General features: G+C 70.1%; 23 protein-coding genes and 1 pseudogene. 9 read left to right on the forward strand and 15 right to left on the reverse strand.

Features of this window, described 5'->3' with window-relative positions; genetic code table 11:
* Positions 1-358: 358 nt before the first annotated feature.
* The 4 genes from ABXJ52_RS28875 to ABXJ52_RS28890 form a co-directional block, all read right to left on the reverse strand.
* Positions 359-517, reverse strand: a complete 159-nt coding sequence (locus tag ABXJ52_RS28875; RefSeq protein WP_367045763.1) for a hypothetical protein — start codon at positions 515-517, stop codon at positions 359-361.
* A 9-nt stretch (positions 518-526) separates the two neighbouring features.
* Complete coding sequence (locus ABXJ52_RS28880; RefSeq protein WP_367045765.1) at positions 527-1,399, reverse strand: polysaccharide deacetylase family protein; 873 nt, start codon at positions 1,397-1,399, stop codon at positions 527-529.
* A gap of 386 nt (positions 1,400-1,785) precedes the next feature.
* A complete protein-coding gene (locus tag ABXJ52_RS28885; protein WP_367045767.1) occupies positions 1,786-2,475 on the reverse strand; it encodes an alpha/beta hydrolase in 690 nt (229 codons plus the stop codon).
* A 151-nt stretch (positions 2,476-2,626) separates the two neighbouring features.
* The gene (locus ABXJ52_RS28890) at positions 2,627-3,952 is read right to left on the reverse strand and encodes an MFS transporter (RefSeq protein WP_367045769.1); all 1,326 of its coding nucleotides are present in this window, start codon (positions 3,950-3,952) and stop codon (positions 2,627-2,629) included.
* 379 nt (positions 3,953-4,331) lie between these two features.
* On the opposite strand from ABXJ52_RS28890, the pseudogene ABXJ52_RS28895 reads away from it, so the two are divergent.
* The 3 genes and pseudogenes from ABXJ52_RS28895 to sph all read left to right on the forward strand — a co-directional run.
* Positions 4,332-5,342 (forward strand): annotated as a pseudogene (locus ABXJ52_RS28895) (LacI family DNA-binding transcriptional regulator); the annotation flags it as partial.
* Positions 5,343-5,434: 92 nt separating this feature from the next.
* The gene (locus ABXJ52_RS28900; protein WP_367045771.1) at positions 5,435-5,848 is read left to right on the forward strand and encodes a VOC family protein; all 414 of its coding nucleotides are present in this window, start codon (positions 5,435-5,437) and stop codon (positions 5,846-5,848) included.
* 159 nt (positions 5,849-6,007) lie between these two features.
* Positions 6,008-7,003 carry a sphingomyelin phosphodiesterase gene (gene sph / locus ABXJ52_RS28905; RefSeq protein ID WP_367045773.1) on the forward strand — a complete coding sequence of 332 codons (996 nt, stop codon included), beginning with the start codon at positions 6,008-6,010 and terminating at the stop codon, positions 7,001-7,003.
* A 51-nt stretch (positions 7,004-7,054) separates the two neighbouring features.
* Here sph and ABXJ52_RS28910 read toward each other — a convergent pair whose 3' ends face one another.
* Positions 7,055-8,419, reverse strand: a complete 1,365-nt coding sequence (locus ABXJ52_RS28910) for an alkaline phosphatase PhoX (protein WP_367045775.1) — start codon at positions 8,417-8,419, stop codon at positions 7,055-7,057.
* A gap of 94 nt (positions 8,420-8,513) precedes the next feature.
* Positions 8,514-9,608: a cell division protein ZapE gene (zapE, locus tag ABXJ52_RS28915; RefSeq protein ID WP_367045777.1), complete on the reverse strand. Its 1,095-nt coding sequence runs from the start codon at positions 9,606-9,608 to the stop codon at positions 8,514-8,516.
* Positions 9,609-9,645: 37 nt separating this feature from the next.
* Here zapE and ABXJ52_RS28920 point away from each other — a divergent pair, with 37 nt between their 5' ends.
* The 4 genes from ABXJ52_RS28920 (at position 9,646) to msrB (ending at position 13,002) form a co-directional block, all read left to right on the forward strand.
* On the forward strand, positions 9,646-10,431 hold the full coding sequence (locus ABXJ52_RS28920; RefSeq protein WP_367045779.1) for a pyrimidine reductase family protein: 786 nt from the start codon (positions 9,646-9,648) through the stop codon (positions 10,429-10,431).
* A 145-nt stretch (positions 10,432-10,576) separates the two neighbouring features.
* Complete coding sequence (locus ABXJ52_RS28925; protein ID WP_367045781.1) at positions 10,577-11,050, forward strand: indole-3-glycerol phosphate synthase; 474 nt, start codon at positions 10,577-10,579, stop codon at positions 11,048-11,050.
* Between the two features lie 93 nt (positions 11,051-11,143).
* Complete coding sequence (gene murC / locus ABXJ52_RS28930) at positions 11,144-12,535, forward strand: UDP-N-acetylmuramate--L-alanine ligase (RefSeq protein WP_367045783.1); 1,392 nt, start codon at positions 11,144-11,146, stop codon at positions 12,533-12,535.
* A gap of 59 nt (positions 12,536-12,594) precedes the next feature.
* On the forward strand, positions 12,595-13,002 hold the full coding sequence (msrB, locus tag ABXJ52_RS28935) for a peptide-methionine (R)-S-oxide reductase MsrB (protein ID WP_367045785.1): 408 nt from the start codon (positions 12,595-12,597) through the stop codon (positions 13,000-13,002).
* A gap of 100 nt (positions 13,003-13,102) precedes the next feature.
* On the opposite strand, the gene ABXJ52_RS28940 is transcribed toward msrB, so the two are convergent.
* The 3 genes from ABXJ52_RS28940 to ABXJ52_RS28950 all read right to left on the reverse strand — a co-directional run bounded on the left by ABXJ52_RS28940 (position 13,103) and on the right by ABXJ52_RS28950 (position 15,659).
* Positions 13,103-14,431: a M28 family metallopeptidase gene (locus tag ABXJ52_RS28940; protein WP_367045787.1), complete on the reverse strand. Its 1,329-nt coding sequence runs from the start codon at positions 14,429-14,431 to the stop codon at positions 13,103-13,105.
* A gap of 249 nt (positions 14,432-14,680) precedes the next feature.
* A complete protein-coding gene (locus tag ABXJ52_RS28945; protein ID WP_367045789.1) occupies positions 14,681-15,142 on the reverse strand; it encodes a hypothetical protein in 462 nt (153 codons plus the stop codon).
* Positions 15,143-15,248: 106 nt separating this feature from the next.
* Positions 15,249-15,659: an organic hydroperoxide resistance protein gene (locus ABXJ52_RS28950; RefSeq protein ID WP_367045791.1), complete on the reverse strand. Its 411-nt coding sequence runs from the start codon at positions 15,657-15,659 to the stop codon at positions 15,249-15,251.
* Positions 15,660-15,765: 106 nt separating this feature from the next.
* Between ABXJ52_RS28950 and ABXJ52_RS28955 the strand changes: the two genes are divergently transcribed.
* Positions 15,766-16,317 carry a MarR family transcriptional regulator gene (locus ABXJ52_RS28955; protein WP_367045793.1) on the forward strand — a complete coding sequence of 184 codons (552 nt, stop codon included), beginning with the start codon at positions 15,766-15,768 and terminating at the stop codon, positions 16,315-16,317.
* Positions 16,318-16,345: 28 nt separating this feature from the next.
* Here the strand turns inward: ABXJ52_RS28955 and ABXJ52_RS28960 are convergent, their stop codons facing one another.
* The 6 genes from ABXJ52_RS28960 to ABXJ52_RS28985 all read right to left on the reverse strand — a co-directional run bounded on the left by ABXJ52_RS28960 (position 16,346) and on the right by ABXJ52_RS28985 (position 23,007).
* On the reverse strand, positions 16,346-17,350 hold the full coding sequence (locus ABXJ52_RS28960; protein ID WP_367045795.1) for an ABC transporter substrate-binding protein: 1,005 nt from the start codon (positions 17,348-17,350) through the stop codon (positions 16,346-16,348).
* Between the two features lie 34 nt (positions 17,351-17,384).
* Positions 17,385-18,164: an ABC transporter ATP-binding protein gene (locus ABXJ52_RS28965; protein WP_367045796.1), complete on the reverse strand. Its 780-nt coding sequence runs from the start codon at positions 18,162-18,164 to the stop codon at positions 17,385-17,387.
* Between the two features lie 10 nt (positions 18,165-18,174).
* A complete protein-coding gene (locus ABXJ52_RS28970) occupies positions 18,175-19,197 on the reverse strand; it encodes an iron ABC transporter permease (RefSeq protein WP_367045798.1) in 1,023 nt (340 codons plus the stop codon).
* Positions 19,198-19,540: 343 nt separating this feature from the next.
* A complete protein-coding gene (locus ABXJ52_RS28975; RefSeq protein ID WP_367045799.1) occupies positions 19,541-21,124 on the reverse strand; it encodes an MFS transporter in 1,584 nt (527 codons plus the stop codon).
* Complete coding sequence (locus ABXJ52_RS28980; RefSeq protein WP_367045800.1) at positions 21,121-21,948, reverse strand: DUF364 domain-containing protein; 828 nt, start codon at positions 21,946-21,948, stop codon at positions 21,121-21,123. Before ABXJ52_RS28980 ends, ABXJ52_RS28975 begins: the two co-directional genes overlap by 4 nt.
* 69 nt (positions 21,949-22,017) lie before the next feature.
* Entirely contained in the window at positions 22,018-23,007 is a 990-nt protein-coding gene (locus ABXJ52_RS28985) for a pyridoxal-phosphate dependent enzyme (protein WP_367045802.1), read from the reverse strand.
* A gap of 166 nt (positions 23,008-23,173) precedes the next feature.
* On the opposite strand from ABXJ52_RS28985, the gene ABXJ52_RS28990 reads away from it, so the two are divergent.
* Positions 23,174-24,145 carry a kinase gene (locus ABXJ52_RS28990; RefSeq protein ID WP_367045804.1) on the forward strand — a complete coding sequence of 324 codons (972 nt, stop codon included), beginning with the start codon at positions 23,174-23,176 and terminating at the stop codon, positions 24,143-24,145.
* Positions 24,146-24,192 lie beyond the last annotated feature (47 nt).

The following is a 24,192-nucleotide window of genomic DNA, read 5'->3' on the forward strand; positions in this document are numbered from 1 at the left end:
ACCGATCACCGGATGGCCGTGAACCGCCTCGCGGCGAGTGGTGCGGGGGTGCTCGCGATGCTGGTGAGCGCGCTCGTGGGCACCGCCATCGGCGCCGTCACCAGTTGGCCGCTGGTGCGCTCGCCGGGCCGGGCGATCCCGGTGATGCTGCTCGCCTCGTTGCTTGCCCTGGTGACCACGGGCTCCCCAGGGAAGGCCGTCTTGACCGGACTCGTCTCGGGGTCGCGGGAGGGAGTGGTGCCGATGCCGCTGCTGCCGGTCGCGGGAGCAGGGGTGATCGCGGTGGCGGCGGTCGGGCTGGCCTGCGGGCTGGCATCGCGCAGGGGGTGAGCGCGCCGCTGTCCCCGTGCCCGGCGGTTCAGCCGGAGCAGGCCGTGCGCTGCGCCTCGTGCCACTCACACACGGGGCACAGCGTCACACCCTTGTACGACTCCGGGTACTCGGTGGGCTCACGGCACAGCACACACTCGGCGAACGGACCCGCGCAGGAGTCGGTGGAGTCTGTGGTGGCGTCCATGTTGTCAGCCTAGCCGCGTGCGCGAGCCTCCCCCGCCGCCCTGATCTGCTCCGACACCCGGACGAAGCGGAAGCCGCGCTCACGCAGCTTCGGGACGATCGTCCGCAGGGCGCGCTCCGTGGTGGGAGCCGCGCTGCGGGTGCAGTGCATGACGACCACCGAGCCGGGCCGCACCCCGTCGAGCACCTGCCGGGCCACCGCGTCGGCGTCCGTCGCGAAGGCGTCGCCGCTCACCACGTCCCACTGCACGGCAGTGACGCCGCCCGGAGCCAGTGCCCGCAGCGCCCGCTTGTCGTAACAACCGCCGGGGAAGCGGAAGTACGGCACCTGGCGCTCGACGCCTGCCTTGCGGAAGGCGGCGAAGGCACGTTCCACGTCGGCGCGCATACGGGAGGCGGGGACGGTCGGCAGCCCGTAGCAGCGGTCGGTGAAGGCGTAGTGGCTGTACGAGTGGTTGGCGACCTCGAAGAGCGGGTCCCGGCCGATGTCCTTGGCCTGCGCCGGGTACTCCTCGGCCCACCGCCCCGTCATGAAGAACGTCGCGGGTACCTTCAGCCGGCGCAGCGTCGACACCAGCGCCGGATTGTCGAACCGTTCACCCGCCGCGGCGCGTGCCCCCTGGTCGGCGGTCATGTCGGCGTCGAAGGTGAGCGCGACGGCGGGGGCGGCGGACGCGGGGGAGCGGGGGGCGTTCTTGAAGACGGGGGTGAGGCCCGCGGGGCCGGGGGCGAGCGTCGCCGGGCGGGGCGGTGCGCTCGCGGCGGGGCGCGCGGCCTTGTCGCGGTCGCCGGGTGCGGGGTCCGTGCCGCAGGCGGCGAGTGCGGTGAGGGCGAGTGCGGTCAGGGCGCAGGCGGCGGTCTGTGTCCGTGTCGGGGCGATCATCTGGCGAACGTATCGACATAAAAAGGACAAACTGCCAAAGGTGGCGGTTACGCTGCCCAGCACTGCCCCGGACGGCCGAACCACCGGCTGTGAAACTTCCGGGCAGTGCCCCGTAACCACACCTCATCGAAGGCATCGTGCGCGGCGGCCGCCCACGACTCACGCGTCGTCGACATCGAGCGCGGCGCCTTCACGGCACGTGCCCGGCAGGCACCCGGCACGCGCCCGGCTGGCACCCGGCACGCACCCGGCGCGTCTCACAGCTCGTTAGCCGCGCCGGCGCCCGCGGCGAGCTCCCCCCCGGGAAACCCGGGCCGATGAAGTCAACACCGCCTGACGTCAGGGTTGTTGACGAGTTGACGAGCCTCAGTCGCCCCACGCGGCCCCTAGATCCAGCCGTCCAGCGACCCCATGTACGCGTCGAAGTCGTCGCGGTGGATGGTGTGCCCGGCGCCCTTGACCGTCCGTACCTCGAACCCGCGCCCCTCCAACTCCCCCCTCAGCTCGTCGGACACGAGGAAACGGGGGTCCGCGACCTGCACCAATGACGGGACCGTCGGCGCGGCGGGCGTGCGGTCGACGGCGTTCGGCCCGGAGAGGGCGAGCGCGGTGTCCGGGTCCCAGGCGGCCAGCGTGGCGACCTCGACGTCGAGGTCGGCGTCATCCCAGCGCGGGTTCAGATTCGCGATCGTCGTCCGGGTCGCGTTCCGGAACTCGACGAACACGGAAGGGTCCACGCCCGCCGCACCGAGCGCCCACGCCGGGTCGGAATAGACGGCCCGTACCGGCGCGAGCCGCTCCACGGCGAGGGCCAGCGCCATCCCGCCCAGCGAGTGCCCGAGCGCGAGTTCCACCCCGCTCGGGACGGTGTCGACCAGGTCGTCCGCGAATATCTCCGGGCTGTAGGGGCCGCGTCCGCTCGCCCCGTGCCCGCGCAGGTCGACACCGATCACCCGGTACCCCTTGTCGGCGAGGGCGGGCCCCACGCGGCGCCAGGTGCGGTGGTCCGACATGATGCCGTGGACCAGGACGGCGACGCGCTCGCCGCTGCCCCATTCGCGGGTGTGCAACTTCATGGTGATGGCCTGCTTTCCAACGTCTTGCCTTGCGGTTTTCTCTCTCGAACGCCTTGCTTTCCGGCGTCTCGCTTTCCGGCGTCTCGCTTTCCCGGGTCTTGCTTTCCAGTGCCTCGCATTCCGGCGTTCGTACGTTGCCCTTGCCGATGCCTCAGCGAACTCCGCGTATCGGACGGACCGCGAGCGCGCCGAGGACGGACAGGACGGCGCCCGCGATGAACAGGGCCGTGTAGCCGCCGCCGTCGCTGCCTCCGCAGAGCGTGACGATGACCGAGGCGACGAACGGGGCCAGGATCTGTGGGCCCGCCTGCGCCATGTTCAGTACGCCCAGATCGCGGGCCGCGTCATCGGCGCTCGGCAGGATCATGGACACGAGCGCGTTGTCGACGGCCATGAAGCAGCCGAAGCCGAGGCCGTTGAGGGCGGCGAAGACGATCATCGCGGTCCAGTTCGGCGAGACGGCGGGGATGAGGAGGGCGACGGCCGAGATCACCGCGGAGGCCGCGACGAACAGCTTGCGCCGGTCCATCCGGTCCGAGAGCACACCGCCGACGACCGTGGAGACGGCCATCGCGACCGCGCTGATGGGCGCGAGGACGGCGACGGCGTCTTCCGGCTCCATGCCGGAGGGCAGGGCGATGTGGTCCTGGAGTATGTAGAGCTGGTAGCCGAAGACGCAGAAGTAGCCGAGCACGAGCAGTGCGCGCCCGATGAACGCCCAGCGGAAGTCGCGGTGACGCAAGGCGCCGAGGAACGCCGCGAACTGCTTCTTGAGCGGAGCCGACGTGGACGCATCCGACTTCTCCTGCAGCGGGGTTGACTCTTTCCGCGCGGGTGACTTCGGCTTCTCCCGGGCGAAGGCGGTGAACAGCGCGGCCGAGAGCGCCACGAACAGGCCGAGCACCAGATATCCCGTACCGAGGTGGTCGGCGAACGCCGAACCGATGAGCGCGCCGAGGGTCGAGCCGATCGGCAGCCCGATGCCGACGGCCGCGGATGCCCTGCCGCGGGCGGCGAGCGGCACGCGGTCCGGGACGATCGAGGTGAGGGCGGCCTGGAAGACGTTCATCACCGCCTGCCCCAGACACCAGGCGATCGTCACGAGCAGCACCGTCCGGACCCCGCCGAGCAGGGCCATCGCGCCGACGGCGGCCATGCCGCCGCCCAGGATCCAGGGATTGCGCCGGCCGCTGCGGTCGGAGAGGGCGCCCGCCACGGGGTTGAAGATGGTGGCGAAGACCGCGCTGACGCCGCTGACGAGGCCCAGCATCGCGACCTTGTCGGCCTTGTCGATGTGCTCGATCTGGAGGGGCAGCAACACGCTGCCCACGCCCACGTAGAGCGTGTACATCGCGGTGTTGGCCAAGGTCAGGAGGGGCATGAGGCCGCGGGGGGTGCTGGGGGTGCCGGATGTGCCGGTGGTGTCGGTGGTGCCGGCGGCCGGGGGCGGCTGGTCCTGGTGAGCGGAAAGGGCCACGGTGCCCTCCTCCTCAGAAGGTCGGTCGTGACGACCGAAGGGGTGGGTGACACGTGTAACTTGACACGTGTAAGTGCAATTCCTAGCACCCACCCCACGCCCGCACCAGAGCCGCGGCGGGAAAAAGTCGCAGTGAAAGGATGGGCAGCGGATGAACGGCAGTTCGGACCCGCAGAGGGGTGGCATGTCAGGTCCTCAGACAGGTAGGGGTGGGGCTGCGGGGCCTCGGGGGAGCGGGGTGTCTGCTCCTCAGACAAGCGGCGCTTCAGGTCCTCAGAGGAGTGGCGCAACCGGGGGCAGCGCAACCGGGAACAGCGCGCCCGTAAACCGCGGCGGAGAAGGAGGCGGAGGCGGAGGCGGTGGCGGAGACACGCCGCCCCCGACCAGCACCTCCGTCGCCCGCCTCGCCGGTGTCTCACGCGCGACCGTCAGCTACGTCCTGAACGGCTTGGCCGCGGGGCGCGTCAGCGACGCCACGCAGGAGAAGGTTCGCGTGGCCGCCGAGGAGCTCGGATACGTCCCGCACGCCGCCGCCCGCTCCCTGCGCTCCGGCAGCAGTGGGCTCGTACTGATCGCCGTGCCCGCCGATACGGTGCCCGCCTTCGGGCCGCTGTTCACGGGCTTCGTCGCCGCGTTCCAGGCGGAGTTGCAGGCGTACGGGTACACCGGTGTCCTGCACGGTGCCAGTGCCGGGAACGCCCCGCGGGACGCCGCCCGTGCCTGGGCCGAGCTGCGGCCCGCCGCCGTCATCGCCATGATCGGCGCCCCGCTCGACGAGGCCTCCGTCGAGACGCTGAAACGCTCGGGCACCTCCGCCGTCGTCTCCTACGGGCCGCCGCCCGCGCCCGGCGCGCACGGTATCGCCATGGACCAGGAGGAGGTCGGCGCCGTGGCCGGTGCGCATCTCCTCGGAGCCGGGCATAGGCGTATCGGCGTCGTCGTCCCGGTCGAGCACGGCCTCGCCATGTTCAGCGCGCCGCGCCTCGCGGGCGTTCGGTCCGCTGCCGCCGCGTATCCCGACGCGCGGGTGGAACCGGTCGAGCTCGCCTACACGGTGGAGTCGGCGGCCGAACTGGCGGCTCGGTGGAGGGACTTGGGCCTGGACGCCGTCTTCGCCTACAACGACGAGTACGCCATGCTCCTGATGCGGGCCTTGCAGGACACCGGCATCGACGTCCCCGGTGAGGTTGCCGTGGTCGGCGCGGATGATCTGCTGCTCGGCAGGCTGCTGCGGCCGAGACTGACGAGCGTACGCATTGAACTGCCCCCACCCGCCGAGGTGGCCGCCTTGGTCGACCGCCTCATCCGCGAGCCGGACACACCGCCGACGGTGCACGGGCGATCGACGGCGCACATCGAGGCCAGGGAGTCCAGCCGCAGGCAGGGGTGAGACTTCAACCAGCAGTCGGCAATTGGCAGGCCAACAACTGACTTGCAGAAAGCCACAACTGACGTGCCGACACTTAACGAAAGGCCTCACCCATGCGCTCGACCCTCTACAACGTTGCCTTCGACTGCGCCGACGCATTTGAACTGGCCCAGTTCTGGAGCAAGGTGGTGGGCCACCCGCTCAACGACGACGACCTCCCCGGCGAATCGACCGCGGCCATCGCCCTTCCCACCGGACTCCACCTCTACTTCGCCGAGGTCTCGGAGCCGAAGACCCAGAAGAACCGCGTTCACCTCTGCCTGCGGCCCGATAGCACCCGTGACGCCGAAGTGGAACGGCTCCTGGGGATAGGTGCGACCGTGGCGGCAGACCGCCGGAACGCCGACGGCTCGGGCTGGGTGGTCTTTACCGACCCCGAGGGCAACGAGTTCTGCGTGCTGCGCAGCGCGGCGGAGCGTGCGGCAGGCGAAGCGGCCAGTTGTGACCGTGCCGATGCCGCCCACTGACCGCAGCAGTTGGCCGGCATCCTGAGCGGCTGCCCCCGAGTGTCCGGCCCCCCGCCCTCCCCTTTGTTCACATGCAGTATCCCCAGAAGTGGCAGCGGCTGGTTGGATGTGCGACGACCACCCCCGTTCGGACGTTCACCCCCGTTCTCAGGAGATTCAGTGCCGCACCCAGCGTTGCGCAGGACGCACGCCGCCGCGATCACCACGGTGCTCGCCGCGGCCACACTCGCCGCCGTCGCTCCGTCCGCGACCGCCGCCGACGCGCATCCCGCCTCTGCCGACACTCCCGCACTCAAGGTGCTCTCGTACAACGCGTTCCTCTTCAGCAAGAACCTCTACCCGAACTGGGGCCAGGACCACCGCGCCAAGGCCATACCGGCCGCGGACTTCTTCCAGGGCAAGGACGTGGTCGTCCTCCAGGAGGCTTTCGACAACTCCTCGTCGGACGCGCTGAAGGCCAACGCCGCGAACCGCTACCCCCACCAGACCCCCGTCATGGGCCGAAGCAAGACCGGCTGGGACGCCACCGGTGGGGCGTACTCGGCGGTGACTCCGGAGGACGGTGGCGTGACCGTCCTGAGCAAGTGGCCGATCCAGCGCAAGGAGCAGTACGTCTACAAGGACGCCTGCGGCTCCGACACGTACTCCAACAAGGGCTTCGTCTACGCCCAGTTGGACGTCAACGGTACGAAGGTGCACGTCGTCGGCACCCATGCCCAGTCCACCGACCCCGGTTGCGGTTCCGGTGAGGCGGCCGCGACGCGCTCGCTGCAGTTGAAGGAGATGGACGCCTTCCTGGACGCCAAGAACATCCCGGCGGGTGAACAGGTCATCGTGGCGGGGGACTTCAACGTCGACTCCCACAGCGGTGAGTACGCCTCGATGCTCGCCGACGGCGGTTTCACCCCCGCCGACGGCCGCGACGGGCACCCGTACTCCTTCGACACCCAGGACAACTCCATCGCGTCCGAGCGCTACCCGGACGACCCCCGCGAGGACCTGGATTTCGTCCTGCACCGCAAGGGCCACGCCCGCCCCGCCACCTGGCGCAACGAGGTGGTCAAGGAGCAGAGCGCGCCCTGGACGGTCAGTAGTTGGGGCAAGGAGTACACCTACACCAACTTGTCCGACCACTATCCGGTGATCGGTTCCTAGAGCCTGACCCGAGCGCCCCTGGGCGCTCGGGTCAGGGCCGGTCAGGTCAGGTCAGGTCCGGTGCCAGGGGCCCGTCACCGCGAACGTGGTGCCGGGGGTATAGCAGTTGATGTACATCGTGTCGTGGTCCGGTGAGAACGAGACGCCCGCGAACTCGCCCCACTCGGGCTCATCGGGGGTGCCGATGTTCTGCCGGCCGCGCGCCATCGCGTAGACCTCGCCCCGGCGCGTCAGGCCGTACACGTGCTGGGCGCCGCCTCCGTCCTCGGCCACCATCAGGCCGCCGCTGGGCGCGAGGCAGATGTTGTCGGGGGACTCGCCGGGCAGCTGGATTTCGGTGCTCGGGCCGAAGACGATCACCAGGGTGAGACGGCGTTTCGTCGGTTCGTAGCGCCAGATCTGCCCGAAGTGGTCGGCCGCCGAGCCCTCCCCGCTGCGGGCGAACGACGACACGAAGTAGACGGAACTCCCGCCCCAGTAGCAGCCCTCCAGCTTCTGCGCGTGCGTGACGCCCTTGGGCCCGAAGTCCTGGAGGCGGATGGGGGTTTCGGCCGCGAGCGGGTCCGGTACGTCGACCCATTCGATGCCCGTGAAGCACGCGCCCGTCTCCTGGACCGCGGACAGGTCGGGTACACCCGGCACCCGCATCGCCTGCAGCTTGCCGCCCGCGCGGAGCGAACCGCGGCCGCCCTCGGGCTTCTTGGGCAGGAAGCGGTAGAAGAGGCCGAAGGGCTTCAGGAAGGCGTCCTCGGTCTCGTAGACCACGCCCCGTCTGGGGTCGACGGCGATCGCCTCGTGCTGGAAGCGGCCCATCGCGGCGAGCGGCACGGCTCCGGTGCGGCGCGGGTCGACGGGGTCGACCTCGAAGATGAAGCCGTGGTCCTTGGTGTAGCCGTTCGTGCCTGCCTTGTCCTCGGTCTCCTCGCACGTCAGCCAGGTGCCCCAAGGCGTTGGCCCACCCGCGCAGTTGACCGCGGTCCCGGCGATCGCGACGCGCTCGCTCAGGACGTTGTTGTGGCGGTCGAGCGCGAGCGCCGTACAGCCGCCCTTGCCCATCGGGTCGTAGGTGAGGCCCTTGACCGTGGGCACGGGGACTCTGCCGTCGTAGCGGTTCTCGTGGTTGCGGACGAGATGGGTGCCGCCCTTCCTCCCGCGGAAGGCGGCCATGCCGTCGAAGTTGCTCGGCACCTTGCCCTCACCGGAGGGCAGTTCGTCGCCCTCCCGGGAGAGGACCTTGTAACGGAAACCTTTCGGCAGATCGAGCAGCCCGGCGGGGTCGGGCACCAGCGGCCCGTACCCGGCCTTGCCCTGCGCGGCAGCGCTCCCCGCGAAGAGTTCCGTGAGCGCACCGGTGAAGGCGATTCCCGCACCCACCGCACCGGTACGGGCTAGCACTTGCCGTCGTGTCGTGGACATAAAAGGTCGACCTCCTGCTGGCGGACAGGAACATGACCGGATGTGTGTACCACGCGCCTGGGCGTGCGGGAACCACGCGCGTAGCGGTGAGTCGCTACGGCTTTACGAGGCCCCTCGCGTCCCGTGCGAGCGCCGTGAGCCGGGAGATCGCCCGGAAGTACTTCTTCCGGTAGCCGCCGTTCAGCATCTCCTCGCTGAACAGCTGGTCGAAGGGGACGCCCGATGCCAGTACGGGCACCTCGCGGTCGTACAGCCGGTCGGCGAGCACGACAAGGCGCAGGGCGGTCGACTGGTCGGGGACCGGCGTGACGTCGGTGAGGCAGACGGCGTCGAGCCCGTCCGTGAGCGCTCCGTACCGGCTGGGGTGCACGCGCGCGAGGTGGTCGAGCAGCTGCGGGAAGTCGTCGAGGCTCGCGCGGGCGGTCGCGTACGCGGCCTTGGTGACCTGCTCGTCCGTGTACGGAGCGGGCGCTTCCGGAAGGCCCCGGTGGCGGTAGTCCTCGCCGTCGATGCGCAGCGACTTGAAGTGGGTCGCGAGGCCCTGGATCTCGCGCAGGAAGTCGGCGGAGGCGAACCGGCCCTCACCGAGCTTGCCCGGCAGGGTGTTCGAGGTCGCGGCGAGCGCGACGCCCTCGTCGACGAGCCGTGCGAGCAGCGAGGAGACGAGCACCGTGTCGCCCGGGTCGTCGAGCTCGAACTCGTCGATGCAGAGCAGCCGGTGACCGCTGAGGGTGCGCACGGTCTGCTGGAAGCCGAGCGCCCCGACCAGGTTCGTCAGCTCGACGAAGGTGCCGAACGCCTTCTGCTCGGGGGCGGCGGGCGTCGCGTGCCAGAGGGAGGCGAGGAGGTGGGTCTTGCCCACGCCGTACCCGCCGTCGAGGTAGACACCGCGGGGGCCCGTGGGGGCGGCGGGCTTGGCGCGGCCGAACCAGCGCTTCCTGCCCGTACCGGAGGCGTGCGCCCCGCCGAGCCCGGCGGCGAAGTCGCTCAGGACCCGCACGGCCTCGGTCTGGCTCGGCTGGTTCGGGTCGGGTATGTACGTATCGAAGCGGACGGAGTCGAAGCGCGGCGGCGGCACCATCTCGGCGACCAGACGGTCGGCGGGCACATGGGGCTCGCGGGCGCACAGCGACAGGGGAGCCGCTTCGGCTATGGGGCTTTGCCCGGGGGCGGCGGTGGAGGACGACACGGTTCCTAACTCTAAGCGCCGTGCAAGACTGCTGGACATGCGACGCCTGTTCCCTGTGACCGACCAGACAGACGAAACATCCGTACGAGAAGACGAGACATCAGTACGAGAGTGGGGGCTCGGGGAGCTCGCCGACGCGTACGCCTACCCGCCGGGCGACACCCCCTGGCTGCGCGCCAACATGGTGTCCACGCTGGACGGGGCGGCCCAGCACGACGGCCGGTCGCACCCCATCTCGAACGCCACCGACATGCGGATCTTCGGCACCTTGCGTTCGGTAGCCGATGCCGTGGTCGTGGGTGCCGAAACGGTACGCCAAGAGGGTTACCGCCCGGCACGCGCGCGTGAGGCCTTCGCCGAGCGCAGGGCGGCGGCCGGGCAGACGGTGGTGCCCGCGATCGCGGTCGTCAGCGCGAGCCTCGACCTGGATTTCACCCTTCCGCTTTTCACCTCGCCCTTGGTGCCCACGCTCGTGGTGACCGGTGCCGAGGCGCCCACCGACCGGGTCGCGGCGGCCGAGAAGGCGGGTGCGGTGGTGGTGGTCGCGGGGGAGGGCGCCGTGGTCGAGCCGGAGCGGGTCGCGCCCGCCCTGGCCGAGCGCGGCCTCACCCGGCTGCTCACGGAGGGCGGGCCCCGGCTGCTCGGCCAGTTCGTGGCGGCGGGCGCCCTGGACGAGCTCTGTCTGACGGTGTCCCCGATGCTCACCGCGGGGGACGCGCAGCGGATCGCCTGGGGGTCCGCCCTCGCGGTCCCGGAACGCTTCGCACTGGCTTCCGTGCTGGAGGAGGCCGGGTTCCTGTTCACCCGATACCGTCGAACCTGACAATCAGCGGAATCAGTCGTTCCGTTTCGCTTCCGTTGGGCACACTAAAAGTCGCAGACCCCGTGCGGCCACGGGGCAGGATGGTTTCCGCAGGGGCCTGCCGAGACAGACTCTCGGCAGCCCACGGATGAGAAGGGCGCCTGTCGTGTTCACAAGCGTATTGATGATCGAGAAGGCCCTGACCTCCGCCGACGTGGAGTTCGTCACCACCTTGCACGGCGAGGAGACGGTCACCTTCCGGGTGCTGCTCCAGCCCCGCGGCGACCAGGCGGACCGCCTGCTGCGGGCCATCGACGACGTGGCTCTGGGGGAGCTCGACGAGGCGGCGAAGGAAGGGGACGTCCCCGAGGGGCAGGACGCCACGGCCCCCGCGCAGAAGGCGCTCGCGGTCTCGCTGACGGCCCTGCGCGCGTCGGGCTGCGACGCGACCGGACAGCTGATCGAGGACCACCCCCTGGACGCGCTCAGGGAACTGGTCGACGAGGCGAACGCGGACGAGGTCATCGTGCTGACCGACCCGCACTACGTGGAGGAGTTCTTCCACCGGGACTGGGCATCCCGTGCCCGGCACAAGGTGGGCGTACCGGTCCTGAAGCTGTTCTCGCACACCGAGGACTAGGAATTAGGCTGGGCCGGCCCAGTTACTAGGCTGGACCCCGCCGGGCCGCACGGCCCGGCGCGTTCAGTCGCCGTCACACCTGGAGAAAAACCTATGGCACCCGGCCTTCCCACCGCCATGGACCGACCGCACTTCATCGGCATCGGCGGCGCCGGAATGTCGGGCATCGCCAAGATCCTGGCCCAGCGTGGCGCCAAGGTCGCCGGCAGCGACGCACGGGAGTCGACCACGGCCGAGGCCCTGCGGACCCTGGGCGCCACGGTCCACATCGGCCACGACGCCGCGCACCTCGCGTCCGACGCGACCTGCGTGGTCGTCTCCTCCGCCATCCGCGCCGACAACCCCGAGCTCGCCCGCGCCACGGAGCTCGGCATTCCGGTCGTGCACCGCTCCGACGCGCTCGCCTCCCTCATGGAGGGCCTGCGTCCGATCGCGGTGGCCGGCACGCACGGCAAGACCACGACGACGTCGATGCTCGCCGTCACCCTCTCCACCCTCGGCCTCGACCCCTCGTACGCGATCGGCGGCGACCTGGACGCGCCGGGCTCGAACGCGCTGCACGGCGACGGCGACATCTTCGTGGCCGAGGCGGACGAGAGCGACCGCAGCTTCCACAAGTACGCGCCCGAGGTCGCCATCGTCCTGAACGTGGAGCTCGACCACCACGCCAACTACGCGTCGATGGACGAGATCTACGAGTCCTTCGAGACCTTCGCGGGCAAGATCGTCCCCGGCGGCACCCTGGTGATCGCGGCGGACCAGTCGGGCGCGGCGGAGCTGACGAAGCGCGTGCGCGCGGCGGGCGACCTGAACGTCGTCACGTACGGCGAGTCGGAGGGCGCCGACCTCCGCATCCACAAGATCACCCCGCGCGGCCTGACCAGCGAGGTCACGGTGATCCTGAACGGCAAGTTCCTGACCTTCACGGTCTCCGTCCCCGGCCGCCACTACGCCCAGAACGCGGTGGCCGCCCTGGCCGCGGGCATCGCCCTCGGCATCCCGGCACACAACCTCGCGTCGGCCATCGGCTCGTACACCGGCGTCAAGCGCCGCCTCCAGCTCAAGGGCGAGGCCGCGGGCGTCCAGGTCATCGACTCGTACGCGCACCACCCCACCGAGATGACCGCCGACCTGGAGGCGATGCGCTCCTCCGCGGGCGACGCGCGCATCCTCGTCCTCTTCCAGCCCCACCTCTTCTCCCGCACGCAGGAGCTCGGCAAGGAGATGGGCCAGGCCCTGGCCCTCGCGGACGCCTCCGTGGTCCTCGACATCTACCCCGCGCGCGAGGACCCGATCCCCGGCATCACCAGCGCCCTGATCATCGACGCGGCCGTGGCGGCGGGCGCCGACGTGCGCGCCGTGCACGACAAGGGCGAAGCCGCAGCGGTCGTCGCGGGAATGACGCGGCCCGGTGATCTCGTTCTCACCATGGGAGCGGGCGACGTCACGGACCTCGGCCCGCAGATCCTGTCAGAGCTGTCGTAGTACCTGTCAGAGCTGTCGAAGTAATCGACCGCGGTTCTCGAAGTAAGGGGTTCAGTCTCATGTCGTACGACGTCGAGAAGCCGGACGAGCAGTGGCGCGCGGAGCTGAGCCCCTCGGAGTACGCGGTGCTGCGCCAGGCGGGCACGGAGCCCGCGTTCGTGGGCGAGTACACCGACACCAAGACCAAGGGTGTCTACTCCTGCCGCGCGTGCGGCGCGGAGCTGTTCACCTCGGCGGAGAAGTTCGAGTCGCACTGCGGCTGGCCGAGCTTCTTCGACCCCAAGGACACGGACGCGGTCGAACTCCTGCAGGACACCTCGCACGGCATGGTGCGCACGGAGGTGCGGTGCGCACGCTGCGGCTCGCACCTCGGCCACGTATTCGAGGGCGAGGGCTATGCGACGCCGACGGACCAGCGGTACTGCATCAACTCGATCTCGCTGACGCTGGCGCCCGAGGAGGGCTGAGCGGGTACCCGCGTGCGCGTCGGAGTCCGTTCACGTGACGGGTGCCCGGCAGCGGATGGCCGCTGCCGGGCACCCGTTCGTGGTCCAGAACTTCAGAGCGTCAGAACGTCAGCTTCCAGCTGTTGATGTAGCCGGTGTCCTGCGCCGCCACGTCCTGCACGCGCAGCTTCCAGGCACCGTTGGCAGCTTCGCTCGACGCGTTGACCGTGTACGTCGCGATGACGTTGTCCGCCGAGTCGTTGCCGCTCGAGTTCTTCAGGCGGTACGCCGTGCCGTCGGGGGCCAGCAGGTCGACGACCACGTCTCCGCGCCAGGTGTGCCGGATGTCGACGTCCGCCTTGAGGGCGGCGGGGGCGTTGCCCGTGCGGCCGGTGATGTTGATCGACGAGGTCACGGCCGCGCCGTTGTCCGGGATGGCGACGTCAGCGGTGTTCTCGTACGTGTCGCCCGGCGGGACGGGGGTGCCCGCGCCGAGCGTCCAGATCGCGTGCGCTATGGCGTCGCTGTTGCGGTCCAGGGCCGTGTCGTTGATGTTCGACGTCGTGTCGCACGACGAGTGGTAGCAGCGGTCGAAGGCCTGGCCGGCCGTGCCGCCCCACTTCTGGGCCTGGGCACTGGACTTCGTACGGCTCGCGCCGGTGAAGAGGCCGCCGACCGGGATGCCCACGTTCTTGAAACTCGCGTGGTCGGAGCGGCCGTCGCCCTCGGTCTCTATCTCCGTGGGGACGTTCAGGCCCGCGTAGTAGTCCTTGAAGGTCTTCTCGATCGTGGGGTCGTCGTCGTAGACGAAGTAGCCCGGGTTCGGGGAGCCGATCATGTCGAAGTTGAGGTAGCCGGAGACCTTTGAACGCTCCGTCGAGGGCAGGTTGTTGACGTAGTACTTCGACCCGACCAGGCCCAGCTCCTCCGCGCCCCACCAGGCGAATCGCAGGTGCTTCGTCGGCTGCAACTGCGCGCGTGACACCGCGAGTGCCGTCTCCAGGACTCCCGCCGAGCCCGAGCCGTTGTCGTTGATGCCGGGGCCCGAGCTGACGCTGTCGAGGTGGGCGCCCGCCATCAGGACCTCGTTCGGGTCGCCGCCCGGCCAGTCAGCGATGAGGTTGTAGCCGGTGGCGCCGCTGGAGGTGAACTGCTGCACGGTGGTGGTGAACCCGGCCGCGTCCAGCTTGGCCTTCGCGTAGTCGATCGAGGCCTTGTAACCGGGGCGTCCGTGGGCGCGGTTGCCGCCGTTGGCCGACGCGATGGACTGGAACTGGGAGAGGTGCGCCTTGACGTTGGCGAGCGGGATGTCGGGGGCCGCGAGCGTCGGGGAGGGGGCGGCGAGGGCCGCGGGTGCGGCGGTGGCGAGCAGCCCGGCGGCGGCGAGGGTGGCGACGCCCGCGGTGGCCCGTCTCAGGGCGCGGGGTATGGCGGGTCTGGAGATTCTCATGTGGGGCTCCGAATTCCGAACAACGAGGGGGACGGAACGTACTGACGCCCTGCGACGCGGGTGCCGCAGGGCGCTGGAGCTGTCTGGAGCTGCGCTGAGCAGAGGTGGGGCGCGTGGTGCGTTGCCTGATGTTGGGGCTGGGGCGGGGCAGCGTCAAGAGGGGAAACCGGTCAGATGCCGGTCAGCCAGTTTCGGATATCGGACACCTGCGGGCCGACGCGTCCCACCGCGTCCTGGCCGTCGCCGGGCTCAGTCCTCTTCCGGTGTCTCCGGACGCAGCAGCGGGTGCTTCACACCCGGGAACACCCGGGCCTTGATCACCGGCTCGGCGTCCGCGCCCTGGACCACCGTCTCGGCGATGCCCCAGGGGCGGCCCGGCAGGACGACGAAAATCGTGTACGAGGACGCGCAGCCCATGCAGTCGTAGCGGTCCACCCAGGTCTCGACCTCGGTGCGGCTGCCGGGATAGCGGGCCACGTGGCGGTGGCGGGCGTGGCAGCGGTCGCACTTCTCGCCCGGCTCGCAGGTTCCGCCGCAGGGGCACGGCACGTCCAGGGTCTCGGCCGGCTGCCAGCGCTGCGTGACGACCGCTTCGGGGGTGGCGCCCATGTCCTTCATGGCCTTGAGGTTGCGGGCGGCGACGTTGTACGACTCGCCGGTCGACGTCATCCGGTTCCGGATCACGTCCTTGCGTCCGCGGTTCGTCGTCATTCTGGGCCTCCTGGGGTTCACGCAGCCCACCAGGAGGCCCATGAGATCGGTCCCTCTACGGTACCCGCCGTCCGGTGCGGGCCCGAATCCCGGACCGCGGTCCGGACTACTCGATGACGAGCTCGACCTCGATGTTTCCGCGCGTGGCCTTGGAGTACGGGCAGTACGCGTGCGTGGCCTCGACCAGCTGCTGCCCGGTCTCGCCCGCCAGGGAGTCCGGCAGCTCCACGCGCATCACGACCGCGAGCCCGAAGCCCGCGTCGTCCTTGCCGATGGAGACCTCGGCGGTCACCGAGACGTCCTTGGTGTCGACCTTCATCTCACGGGCCACCGCCCCCATCGCACTGGCGAAGCAGGCCGCGTATCCGGCGGCGAAGAGCTGCTCGGGGTTGGTGCCCCGTCCGTTGCCGCCGAGGGCCGGGGGCATGGCGAGTGCGAGGTCGATCTGGCCGTCTGAGCTGACGGCGCGGCCCTCGCGGCCGTTGGCGGTGGCGACGGCGGTGTACAGCGCGTTCATGGGTGTCCTCTTCCCTGGAGGGGCGTGCTCGGTGGCTACATCCAGAACCATTGCACACAATTAAGTTGTGCACAACTTAATGGCGCGTGCCAGGTACCCTGGACCCATGACGTCATCGCCGACCGCCGAACCCTCCGGGCCGACTGGACCCCCCGGGCTGACCGGGCCGACCGGGCCGCCGGGAGGCGAGCTGCCCGGCGTGCCCGACCTGCCCGGCGTGCCCGACGCCGAGCTGCTCCGCCTCGACCACCAGGTCTGCTTCTCGCTGCACGCCGCCTCGCGCGCCTTCGGCGGCGTCTACCGCGATGCCCTCAAGGACCTGGGCCTCACGTATCCCCAGTACCTGGTCATGCTGGTGCTCTGGGAACACGGCCCGCAGCCCGTGAAGGCGATCGGGGAGCGGCTGCGCCTCGACTCCGGCACGCTCTCGCCGCTCCTCAAGCGGCTGGAGGCGTCAGGGCTCGTCCGGCGTGAGCGCAGCGCCGCCGACGAGCGCTCCGTCACCGTTCAGCTGTCGGACGCCGGAGCCGAGCTGCGCGAGCGGGCGCTGCCCGTCCCACGCCGGATCCTCGCCTCGACCGGCCTGACGGTCGAGGAGGTGCTTGCCCTGCAAGGCCTCCTCGGTCGGCTGACGGAGGCGCTGGACGAGGCTCAGTGAGCTGTGGTTCAACCGGCCACGGCCCGCGTCAGCGCTTCAGCTCGCGCACGTACTTCCCGAACTTCTCCAGGCCGTCGATGTTGCGCGGCCCGCTGATGCCCTCGTTGTAGTCGAGGACGAAGAAGTTGTTCTTCTTCACGGCGGGCAGGTCCTTGGTGTGCGGGGACTTCTTCAGGAAATCGATCTTCTTCTTGGCGGGCATGTCGCCGTAGTCGAAGATGATGATGGCCTCGGGCTCGGCCTCGGCGACGGCCTCCCAGTTCACCTGGGTCCAGCGCTCGTCGAGGCCGTCGAAGATGTTCCTGCCGCCGGCGGCCTTGATGATGTCGTTGGGCGGGACCTGGCTGCCCGCCGTGAAGGGCTGGTCCGTTCCGGAGTCGTAGAGGAAGACGGGGAGCGGGTCGCGCTTGAGGGATTCGGGGGTCTTGGACTCGACGGCGGCCACGCGCTTCTTGAGGCCGCTCACCACGTCGTCCGCCTTCTTCTCCACCTTGAAGATCTTGCCCAGGCGGTTCAGGTCCGAGTAGAGGGCCTTGAACGGGGTGACCTTCTGCGGGTACTTGGGGTAGTTGAAGCAGCTCTCCGTGTGCATGAAGCTCTGGATGCCGAGCTTGTCCAGGATCTGCGGGGTGATGCCGCGCTGGTCGCTGAAGCCCGAGTTCCATCCCGCGACGACGAAGTCGGACTTGGCCTCCGCGACGAGCTCCTTGTTCAGCAGGTCGTCGCTGAGCATTTTCACCTTGGCGTACTCCGCAGCCCAAGGGGACTCGCTCACCGGCGGGTTGGCCGGAGGCATCACGTAACCGTGGACGTGTTTCGTCAGGCCGAGGCTGAACATCTTGTCCGCGCTTCCGCCCTCGTAGACCACCGCGCGCTGCGGGGTCCTGTACGTGACCGGCTCACCGCAGCGCTTGACGGTGACCTTCTTGGAGGCGCCCGCGGACTTGGAGTCCGTGTCGACCTCGGCGCCGCAGCCGACGAGCAGCAGGGAGGCCGCGAGCGCCGATCCGATGGTGGTGCGTGTTCTGGGCATGGTCCGGTGGTGCCTTTCAAGGGGAGTGGAGAGGTCACAGGGGAGTGGAGGGGCTGAGCGCGTAGAGGAGTTGGGGGTCGCCGGTCAGGGGGTGGGTGATCACGGTGGCCTTGACGCCGAACACCTCGTCGACGAGACCGGTCGTGAGCACTTCTTCCGGCGTCCCGGCGGCCACCAGTGAGCCCTGGGACAGCACTCCGATGCGGTCGCACGCGGCTGCCGCGAGGTTGAGGTCGTGCAGGACCACGAGGACGGTGAGGCCCGAACCCTTCAGGAGCGAGAGAAGCTCTATCTGGTGGCGGACGTCGAGGTGGTTGGTCGGCTCGTCGAGGACGAGGATCCGCGGCTCCTGGACCAACGCCCTTGCCAGCAGGACGCGTTGGCGTTCGCCACCCGACAGGGTCAGTACGCCGCGGTCGGCGAGGCGGGTGAGGTCGAGGAGGGCCATCGTCCGTGCGCACAGGTCGCGTTCGCGTGCGCCGAGTGCTTGGTTGCCGCGCAGGTGCGGTGCGCGGCCGAGGGCGACGACCTCCTCCACCGTGAAGTCGAGGTCCACCGCGCCGTCCTGGGCCATCGCGGCGACGAGTTGCGCGCTGCGGCGCGGCGCCAGGCGTGAGAGGTCGTCGTCGCCCACCCGGACCACGCCGGAGCTCGGACGCAGCGCGCGGTAGACGCACTTGAGGGCGGTGGACTTGCCGCTGCCGTTCGGGCCCACCAGGCCCACGATCTGGCCGCTGCCGACCTCCAGCGACAGGTCCCGGACGAGGAGCTTGCCGTCGATCTTCACGGACAGACCGTCGAGTGCGAGATTCATCGGATCCATCTCAACGCCCCCCGAACATATAGCCCTTGCGCCGCATCAGCGTGACGAACACCGGTACGCCGACCAGGGCCGTGATGACCCCGAGGGGCAGCTCGCGCGGTGCGACGAGGGTGCGCGACACCAGGTCGACCCAGACCATGAACACCGCTCCGACCAGGGGTGCGACGGCGAGTACGCGGGCATGGGCGGCCCCGACCACCATGCGTACGAGGTGGGGCATGACCAGGCCGACGAAACTGATCGCGCCGCTCACAGCGACCATCACCCCGGTGATCAGCGAGGCGAGCAGGAGCAGGCCCTTGCGGTGCCGGTCGGGGCTGATGCCCAGGCTCGTCGCGGTCTCGTCGCCGAGCGCGAGGACGTCGAGCGCCCGGCTGTACCGGTGGAGCACGGCCGTGCCGAGCACCACGCAGGCGGCCACGACGGGGAGGGCGCCCCAGCTCGCGGCGCCGAAGCTGCCCATCGTCCAGTACAGGACCATGCTGGTGGCCTCGCTGTCCGGCGCGAAGTAGATGATCACGCTCATCACGGCCTGGAAGCCGAGTGCCATGGCTACCCCCGTCAGGACGAGCCGCAGCGGCGAGAGCCCGCCGCCGCGGCTCGCCGATGCGACGTACACGAGGAGGGAGGCGACGAGCGCTCCGATGAACGCTCCCGCCGACACCGCGTAGATGCCGAGGGCCGCGAGGCCGCCGGTGACGGTGACGGCGACGGCTCCGACCGAGGCCCCGGACGAGACGCCGAGGACGAAGGGATCGGCGAGGGCGTTGCGCACCAGCGCCTGGATGGCGACGCCGACCGCACTGAGCCCGGCGCCCACAAGTGCCGCGAGGAGCACGCGAGGTGTACGGATCTGCCAGACGATCTGATACGTCGTCACATCACCGGAGTCGATGCTCCCGCCGCTGACCGCCGCCCACAGGAGCCGGGCGGTGTCGCCCGGTGAGACGACGGCGGAGCCGAGGCCGATGGCCACGACGACGGAGCCGAGGAGGAGAAGCAGCAGCCCGGCACAACCTGCCACCAGCCCCACCCGGGAGGAAAGCAGACTCCGGACGCTCTTGGCCGGGGGGCCTGACGGAGGCGCTTCGGGGGCGGGGGCAATGGCTGCCGAGGGGGAGATCGCGGGCGGCGGGGGCATGGCGGGGCGGGCCTCTCGGTCGGGTTGGGGGGTAGTTGGGTTGGGGGTGGGTTCGGGTGCGGTGGAGACCTCGGCAGGCGCCGGCGGATGGCTGTGGAGGGCCGGCAGGGTGATGCCGTCAGGGGTGGGCCGCCGGGGGTGGGCTCCGCTTGCGTCGGGGATCGGCCGCCGGGGGTGGGCCCCGCTTGCGTCGGGGCAGGTGTGGAGGAACGGCTCCGGGGCGGCACTAGGTGACGGTCCCGCCTCCCTTCCCCGGACCGTCCGCGGCGGGGCTCTCCTTCGCAGGGCTGACGCGGCTTGTGGGGTTCTGGTTCGCCGGGTCGTCGTTCGTGGGGGTCTGGTTCGCCGGGCCGTCGTTCGTGGGGGTCTGGACCGCCGGGTCGTCGTTCGTGGGGGTCTGGACCGCCGGGTCGTCGTTCGTCGGGTTCCGTTTCGGCGGAGTTCCGTCCGCCGGTTGATCCGCGCCCGGGTCCCGATCGCCCGGGTCCTGATCGCCCGGGTCCCGGTAGCCCGGGCCCCGGTCGCTCGGGCCCCCGCCCTCCGCGTCTCGGCCCCCCGGGGCAACCGCTTCAGCCCTCAGCACGAGAACCGCCGCCACCAGTGCCGCGACCACCAGCAGCCCGAAGGCCGCGGCGATTCCCGGGTAGCCGGCCAGGCCAAGGCCGAGGCCGCCCAGGGCCGCGCCCGCGAAGACGCCGAGGCTCATTCCCGCCGCGTTCACGCTCAGGGCCGCTCCGCGTTGTGTGCCGCAGCGGCGGACCAGCAGGCTGATCACGCACGCGGCCACCACGGCGTGGCTCGCGGCGTGCAGGGACGTCATCGCGAGTGCCAGCGGGAGCCAGTGCGTGAAGTAGAAGCCCACGACCGAGACGAGCGCGGCGACCAGACCGATCGCCAGCAACCGCTCGGTGCCGATCCGCGGTTCCTCGGAGTTCGTGACCCGGCCCGTGAGGAGGTTGCTCACGAAGAACGACGCCCCGCTGAGTGTCCACACGAACGCGAAGAGCCCGGGGTCGAGTTGGAAACGGTCGTCGTAGTAGGCCGCCAGGTAGGAGAGGTAGCCCATGAACACCGCCGTGCGCAGCAAGGCGATGAGGAGCAAAGGGGCTACTCCCGGGATCCTGGCCAGCGTCGCGAACGAGGCCGCGTAGCCCAGGCGTTGGGTCGGCTCCATCGCCTCCACCCGCTTGTCCTTGCCGCGTACGTAGAAGACCGCCGCGAGCAGCAGCGAAACCCCCGTCACCGCGAACAGGTCACCCTGCCAGCCCCAGAGCAGCGCGGGCAGCGCGATGACCGGCGCCGCCAGCATCGCCGTCATCGACTGCGTCGCCGTGACGAGCGTCGCCGCGCGCCCCGCGGCCTTCCCCGAACCGAAGCGGTCGGCGGCGGCCGCGGTCAGCGCCGGGTTCAGTACCGACGTACTGGCGCCGACGAGCAGACAGAACACGGCGAGCAGGATGAAGTCCCCGCTCGCGCCGAGCGCGGCGGAGACCCCGAGCGCGGCGAGACCGCCCGCGGCGGCCCACTCCTTGCGCACCCGGTCGATCAGCGGGGCGAGCGCGGTACCCACCAACAGGGCGGCGAGGCCGCCGAGTCCGCGCAGCCCGCCCAGGGTCGCGACACTGCTGTCGGCGTCCTCGGCCATGGGCACCAGATACGTGCTGAAGATGGTGAACGGCAGCAGACCGACCGCGGAAGCGACCAGGACGGGCCACAGCGTACGGGCCATCCGCAGGTCGCCCGGCAGTGCTTCTTCAGTGCCGGCCGGCGACTTGGAAGTCGCTGACGGCCCCTTGGAGTTGACGCTCACGCCGCCTCCTTGTAGCGGTAGAGCGGCGTCTCGTCGGCGCTGAACTGCGAGAAGGCGAAGGGTTCCGCGGAGAGCCCGGTCACCCCGGCGGGCAGGAACGCGCGGGCCACCGCGCTGCCGCTCTGGGCGTACACCACGAGCGGTACACCGTGCTCGCGGCAGTGCGCCAGGATGAGGTCGAACGTGCCGTTGCTCAGCGTCATACCGGTGGCGACCACCGCGTCGGCCTCCTTGAGCACCTCCGTCATGTCGTCGGTGATCCGGTCGCCCCACTGGGTCGTACGGAGATTGAGGTCGCAGGGCAGACAGACGCCGCCCCGCTCACGTATCGCCGCGACCAGGGGGTTGACCACGCCGATGAGCGCCACCTTCGCGCCCGGCTCGATGTCCAGCAGCCCGGCGATCGCGGCGTCGCGTGCCTCCGCGCGGACCTCCGGCGTGCCGGTGGGCAGCGTGACGCGCTCGGCGTCCGCGGCGTCCCGGTGCGGGCTCACCTGCGCGAGATACGCGTCGAGCGCGGCGATGCGGACGGGTGTGGACTCGGCCCGCAGCAGTTTGTCGAGGCTGTGGCCAGAGGCGTTCTCGCAGAATTCCGGGGCGAGTTCACCGGCCTCGAAGGAACAGGCGCCGAAGGCCGTGCCGACGCGGAGCAGCAAGTAGTGGTTGTGGTACGTCACTTGGCCGCCCGCGAGCCGGGTGGTGTTGTACAGCCAGAACGCACTGGTGACGGAGAGGTCCTGCGGGTCGGGACCGTACGCGCCGGCCAGGACGGCGTCGATGAGCTCCGCGACGTTGTGGGGCGTGCGCGGATCGGGGTGTGACATGTGGTGTGCCTTCGGGGCTCGGAGTGGGAATGGGAATGGGAGTGGAGATGGGGGTGGGGATGGCTGCTGTCAGGGGAGGTCGGGCCAGGACGTCGTCGACCAGGGGTGCCGCAGCTCGTCGAGCGAGGTGATTTCGTGGGGCTTCAGGGTGTCGATGTCCGGCGCCTGGGCGTGTTTCGCGTAGGCGCTCTCGACATAGCGATGACCCGTGTCCGCCGCGATGAACACGTACGTACGGGAATCGTCTCGGCGCTGTTCCCACAGCGTGGTCAGATAGGCGGCACCGGTGGAAAGGCCTGCGAAGATTCCGCTGGTCCGCAGGAGCGAGACCGCGCCGGACACCGCGCAGTCGAAATTCACCCAGTGCACGCGGTCGTATGCCTTGTGCCGGACGTTCCGGAATTCGATGGCGCTGCCGATCCCGGCGATGATCATGTCCGGGTCGGCCACGTGCTCCGAGCCGAAGGTGACGCTGCCGAAAGGCTGCACACCGATGAGTGACACATCGCGGCCCGCTTCCCGCAGATAGCCGGCGATGGCGCCGGTCGAGGCCCCCGAGCCGACCCCGCCCACCAGGGCGAGCGGACCCTCGGGCACCTCGGCGTCGATCGTCTCGGCCACGTCGCGATAGCCGAGATAATGAATGCTGTCGTGGTACTGCCGCATCCAGTGGTACGAGGGATTCGCCTCGAGTATCTCGGCGATGCGCCGCACTCTCAGCTCCTGGTCGAGCCGGAGATTCTTCGAAGGCCGCACCTGTTCCAGCGTGGCGCCGAGTATTTCCAGCTGGACCCGCAGCGTGTGGTCCACGGTCGTGGAACCCACGATGTGGCATTTCATTCCATGACGGTGACAGGCGAGCGCGAGCGCTTGCGCGTAAATTCCGCTGGAGCTGTCGATGAGGGTGTCGCCGGGCTGCACGGCGCCGGAATCAAGAAGGTGGCGGACCGCTCCCAGGGCCGAATAGATCTTCATCGTCTCGAACCGGAGACAGACCAAGTCCGGCTCCAGGGATATGAGATCGGGTTTCTTCACCGCTTCGGCTATGTGGTCGTGCACGTCTGCCCCTTGTGTGTCCCTGGACGTGTGTCCCTGGGTGTCCCTGTGTGTTCCCGCGTCGGTCGCCGAGCCGAGAGCATCACACTAGATGAAAATGATTGTCAAGACGGATAGGGTTGTGGCAGCCTGTGGGCGCTGAAGGTGTCGGGACGTCGGGAGGAGACTTGTGAAGCTGTCCATGGAGGCCGGGCCGAGGCCACGCGCGGCGGGTGCGGGATCGGCCGGTATCGGAGTGGGCACCGCCTTCGGAACCTTCGGCGAGCTGCTTCAGGGCGTGCTGCCGGAGGAGGACGGGGACTTCCTGGTGACGTTGCCCGTCGCGCGGTGGACGATGGCCACGTTCCGGCGGGAGCCCGGCTCCGGGGGCGAAATGACGGTGCGGCCCGCGCGCAAGACCAAGGCGCTCCAACTTGCCCGCTCGATCGGCGAGTTGGCGGAGCGGCAGACCGGAGTGTCGGCTGGGGGGACCCTTCACGTCGACAGCGTGATCCCCGAGGGCAAGGGTCTGGCGAGCTCGTCGGCCGACCTGGTCGCGACCGCGCGTGCGGTCGGCCAGGCGCTGGGTGTCGCGATGCCGCCGACGCGTATCGAGCGGCTGCTCGCGGACATCGAGCCCACGGACGGGGTGCTCTACCCGGCGATCGTCGCCTTCCACCACCGCACGGTGCGGCTGCGCGGCATCCTCGGATCACTCCCGGTCATGGCGGTGGTGGGGATCGACGAGGGCGGCTCGGTCGACACGGTCGACTTCAACCGCATCCCCAAGCCGTTCACCCTGGCCGACCGTCACGAGTACGCGCGCCTGCTCGACCGGCTCGCGTGCGCCGTCCGCCGCCGCGACCTGGCGGAGGTCGGCAGGGTCGCGACCCGCAGCGCCCAGATGAACCAACTCCTGCGCCACAAATGGACGTTGGATCCGATGCGGGAGATCTGCCGGGAGGTCGGCGGCCTGGGTGTCGTTGTCGCACACAGCGGCACGGCCCTGGGCATCCTCCTGGACACCGAGGACCCCTCGTACACACAGCGCGTCAGCGCGGCGGCGCAGGCGTGTGGGGAGCTGATGGGTGGGCGTACGGGGGGTACGGAGGGTGGGGTTTCGGTGTACCGGACGTTGTCTTTCGCGAACGGGCCGGGCTAGAAGAGCACCCGGACCGTTCGGGCTGGAAAAGCACCCGAACGGGCCGG

It is taken from the genome of Streptomyces sp. Je 1-332 (genome assembly GCF_040730185.1).
Classification (GTDB): Bacteria; Actinomycetota; Actinomycetes; order Streptomycetales; family Streptomycetaceae; genus Streptomyces.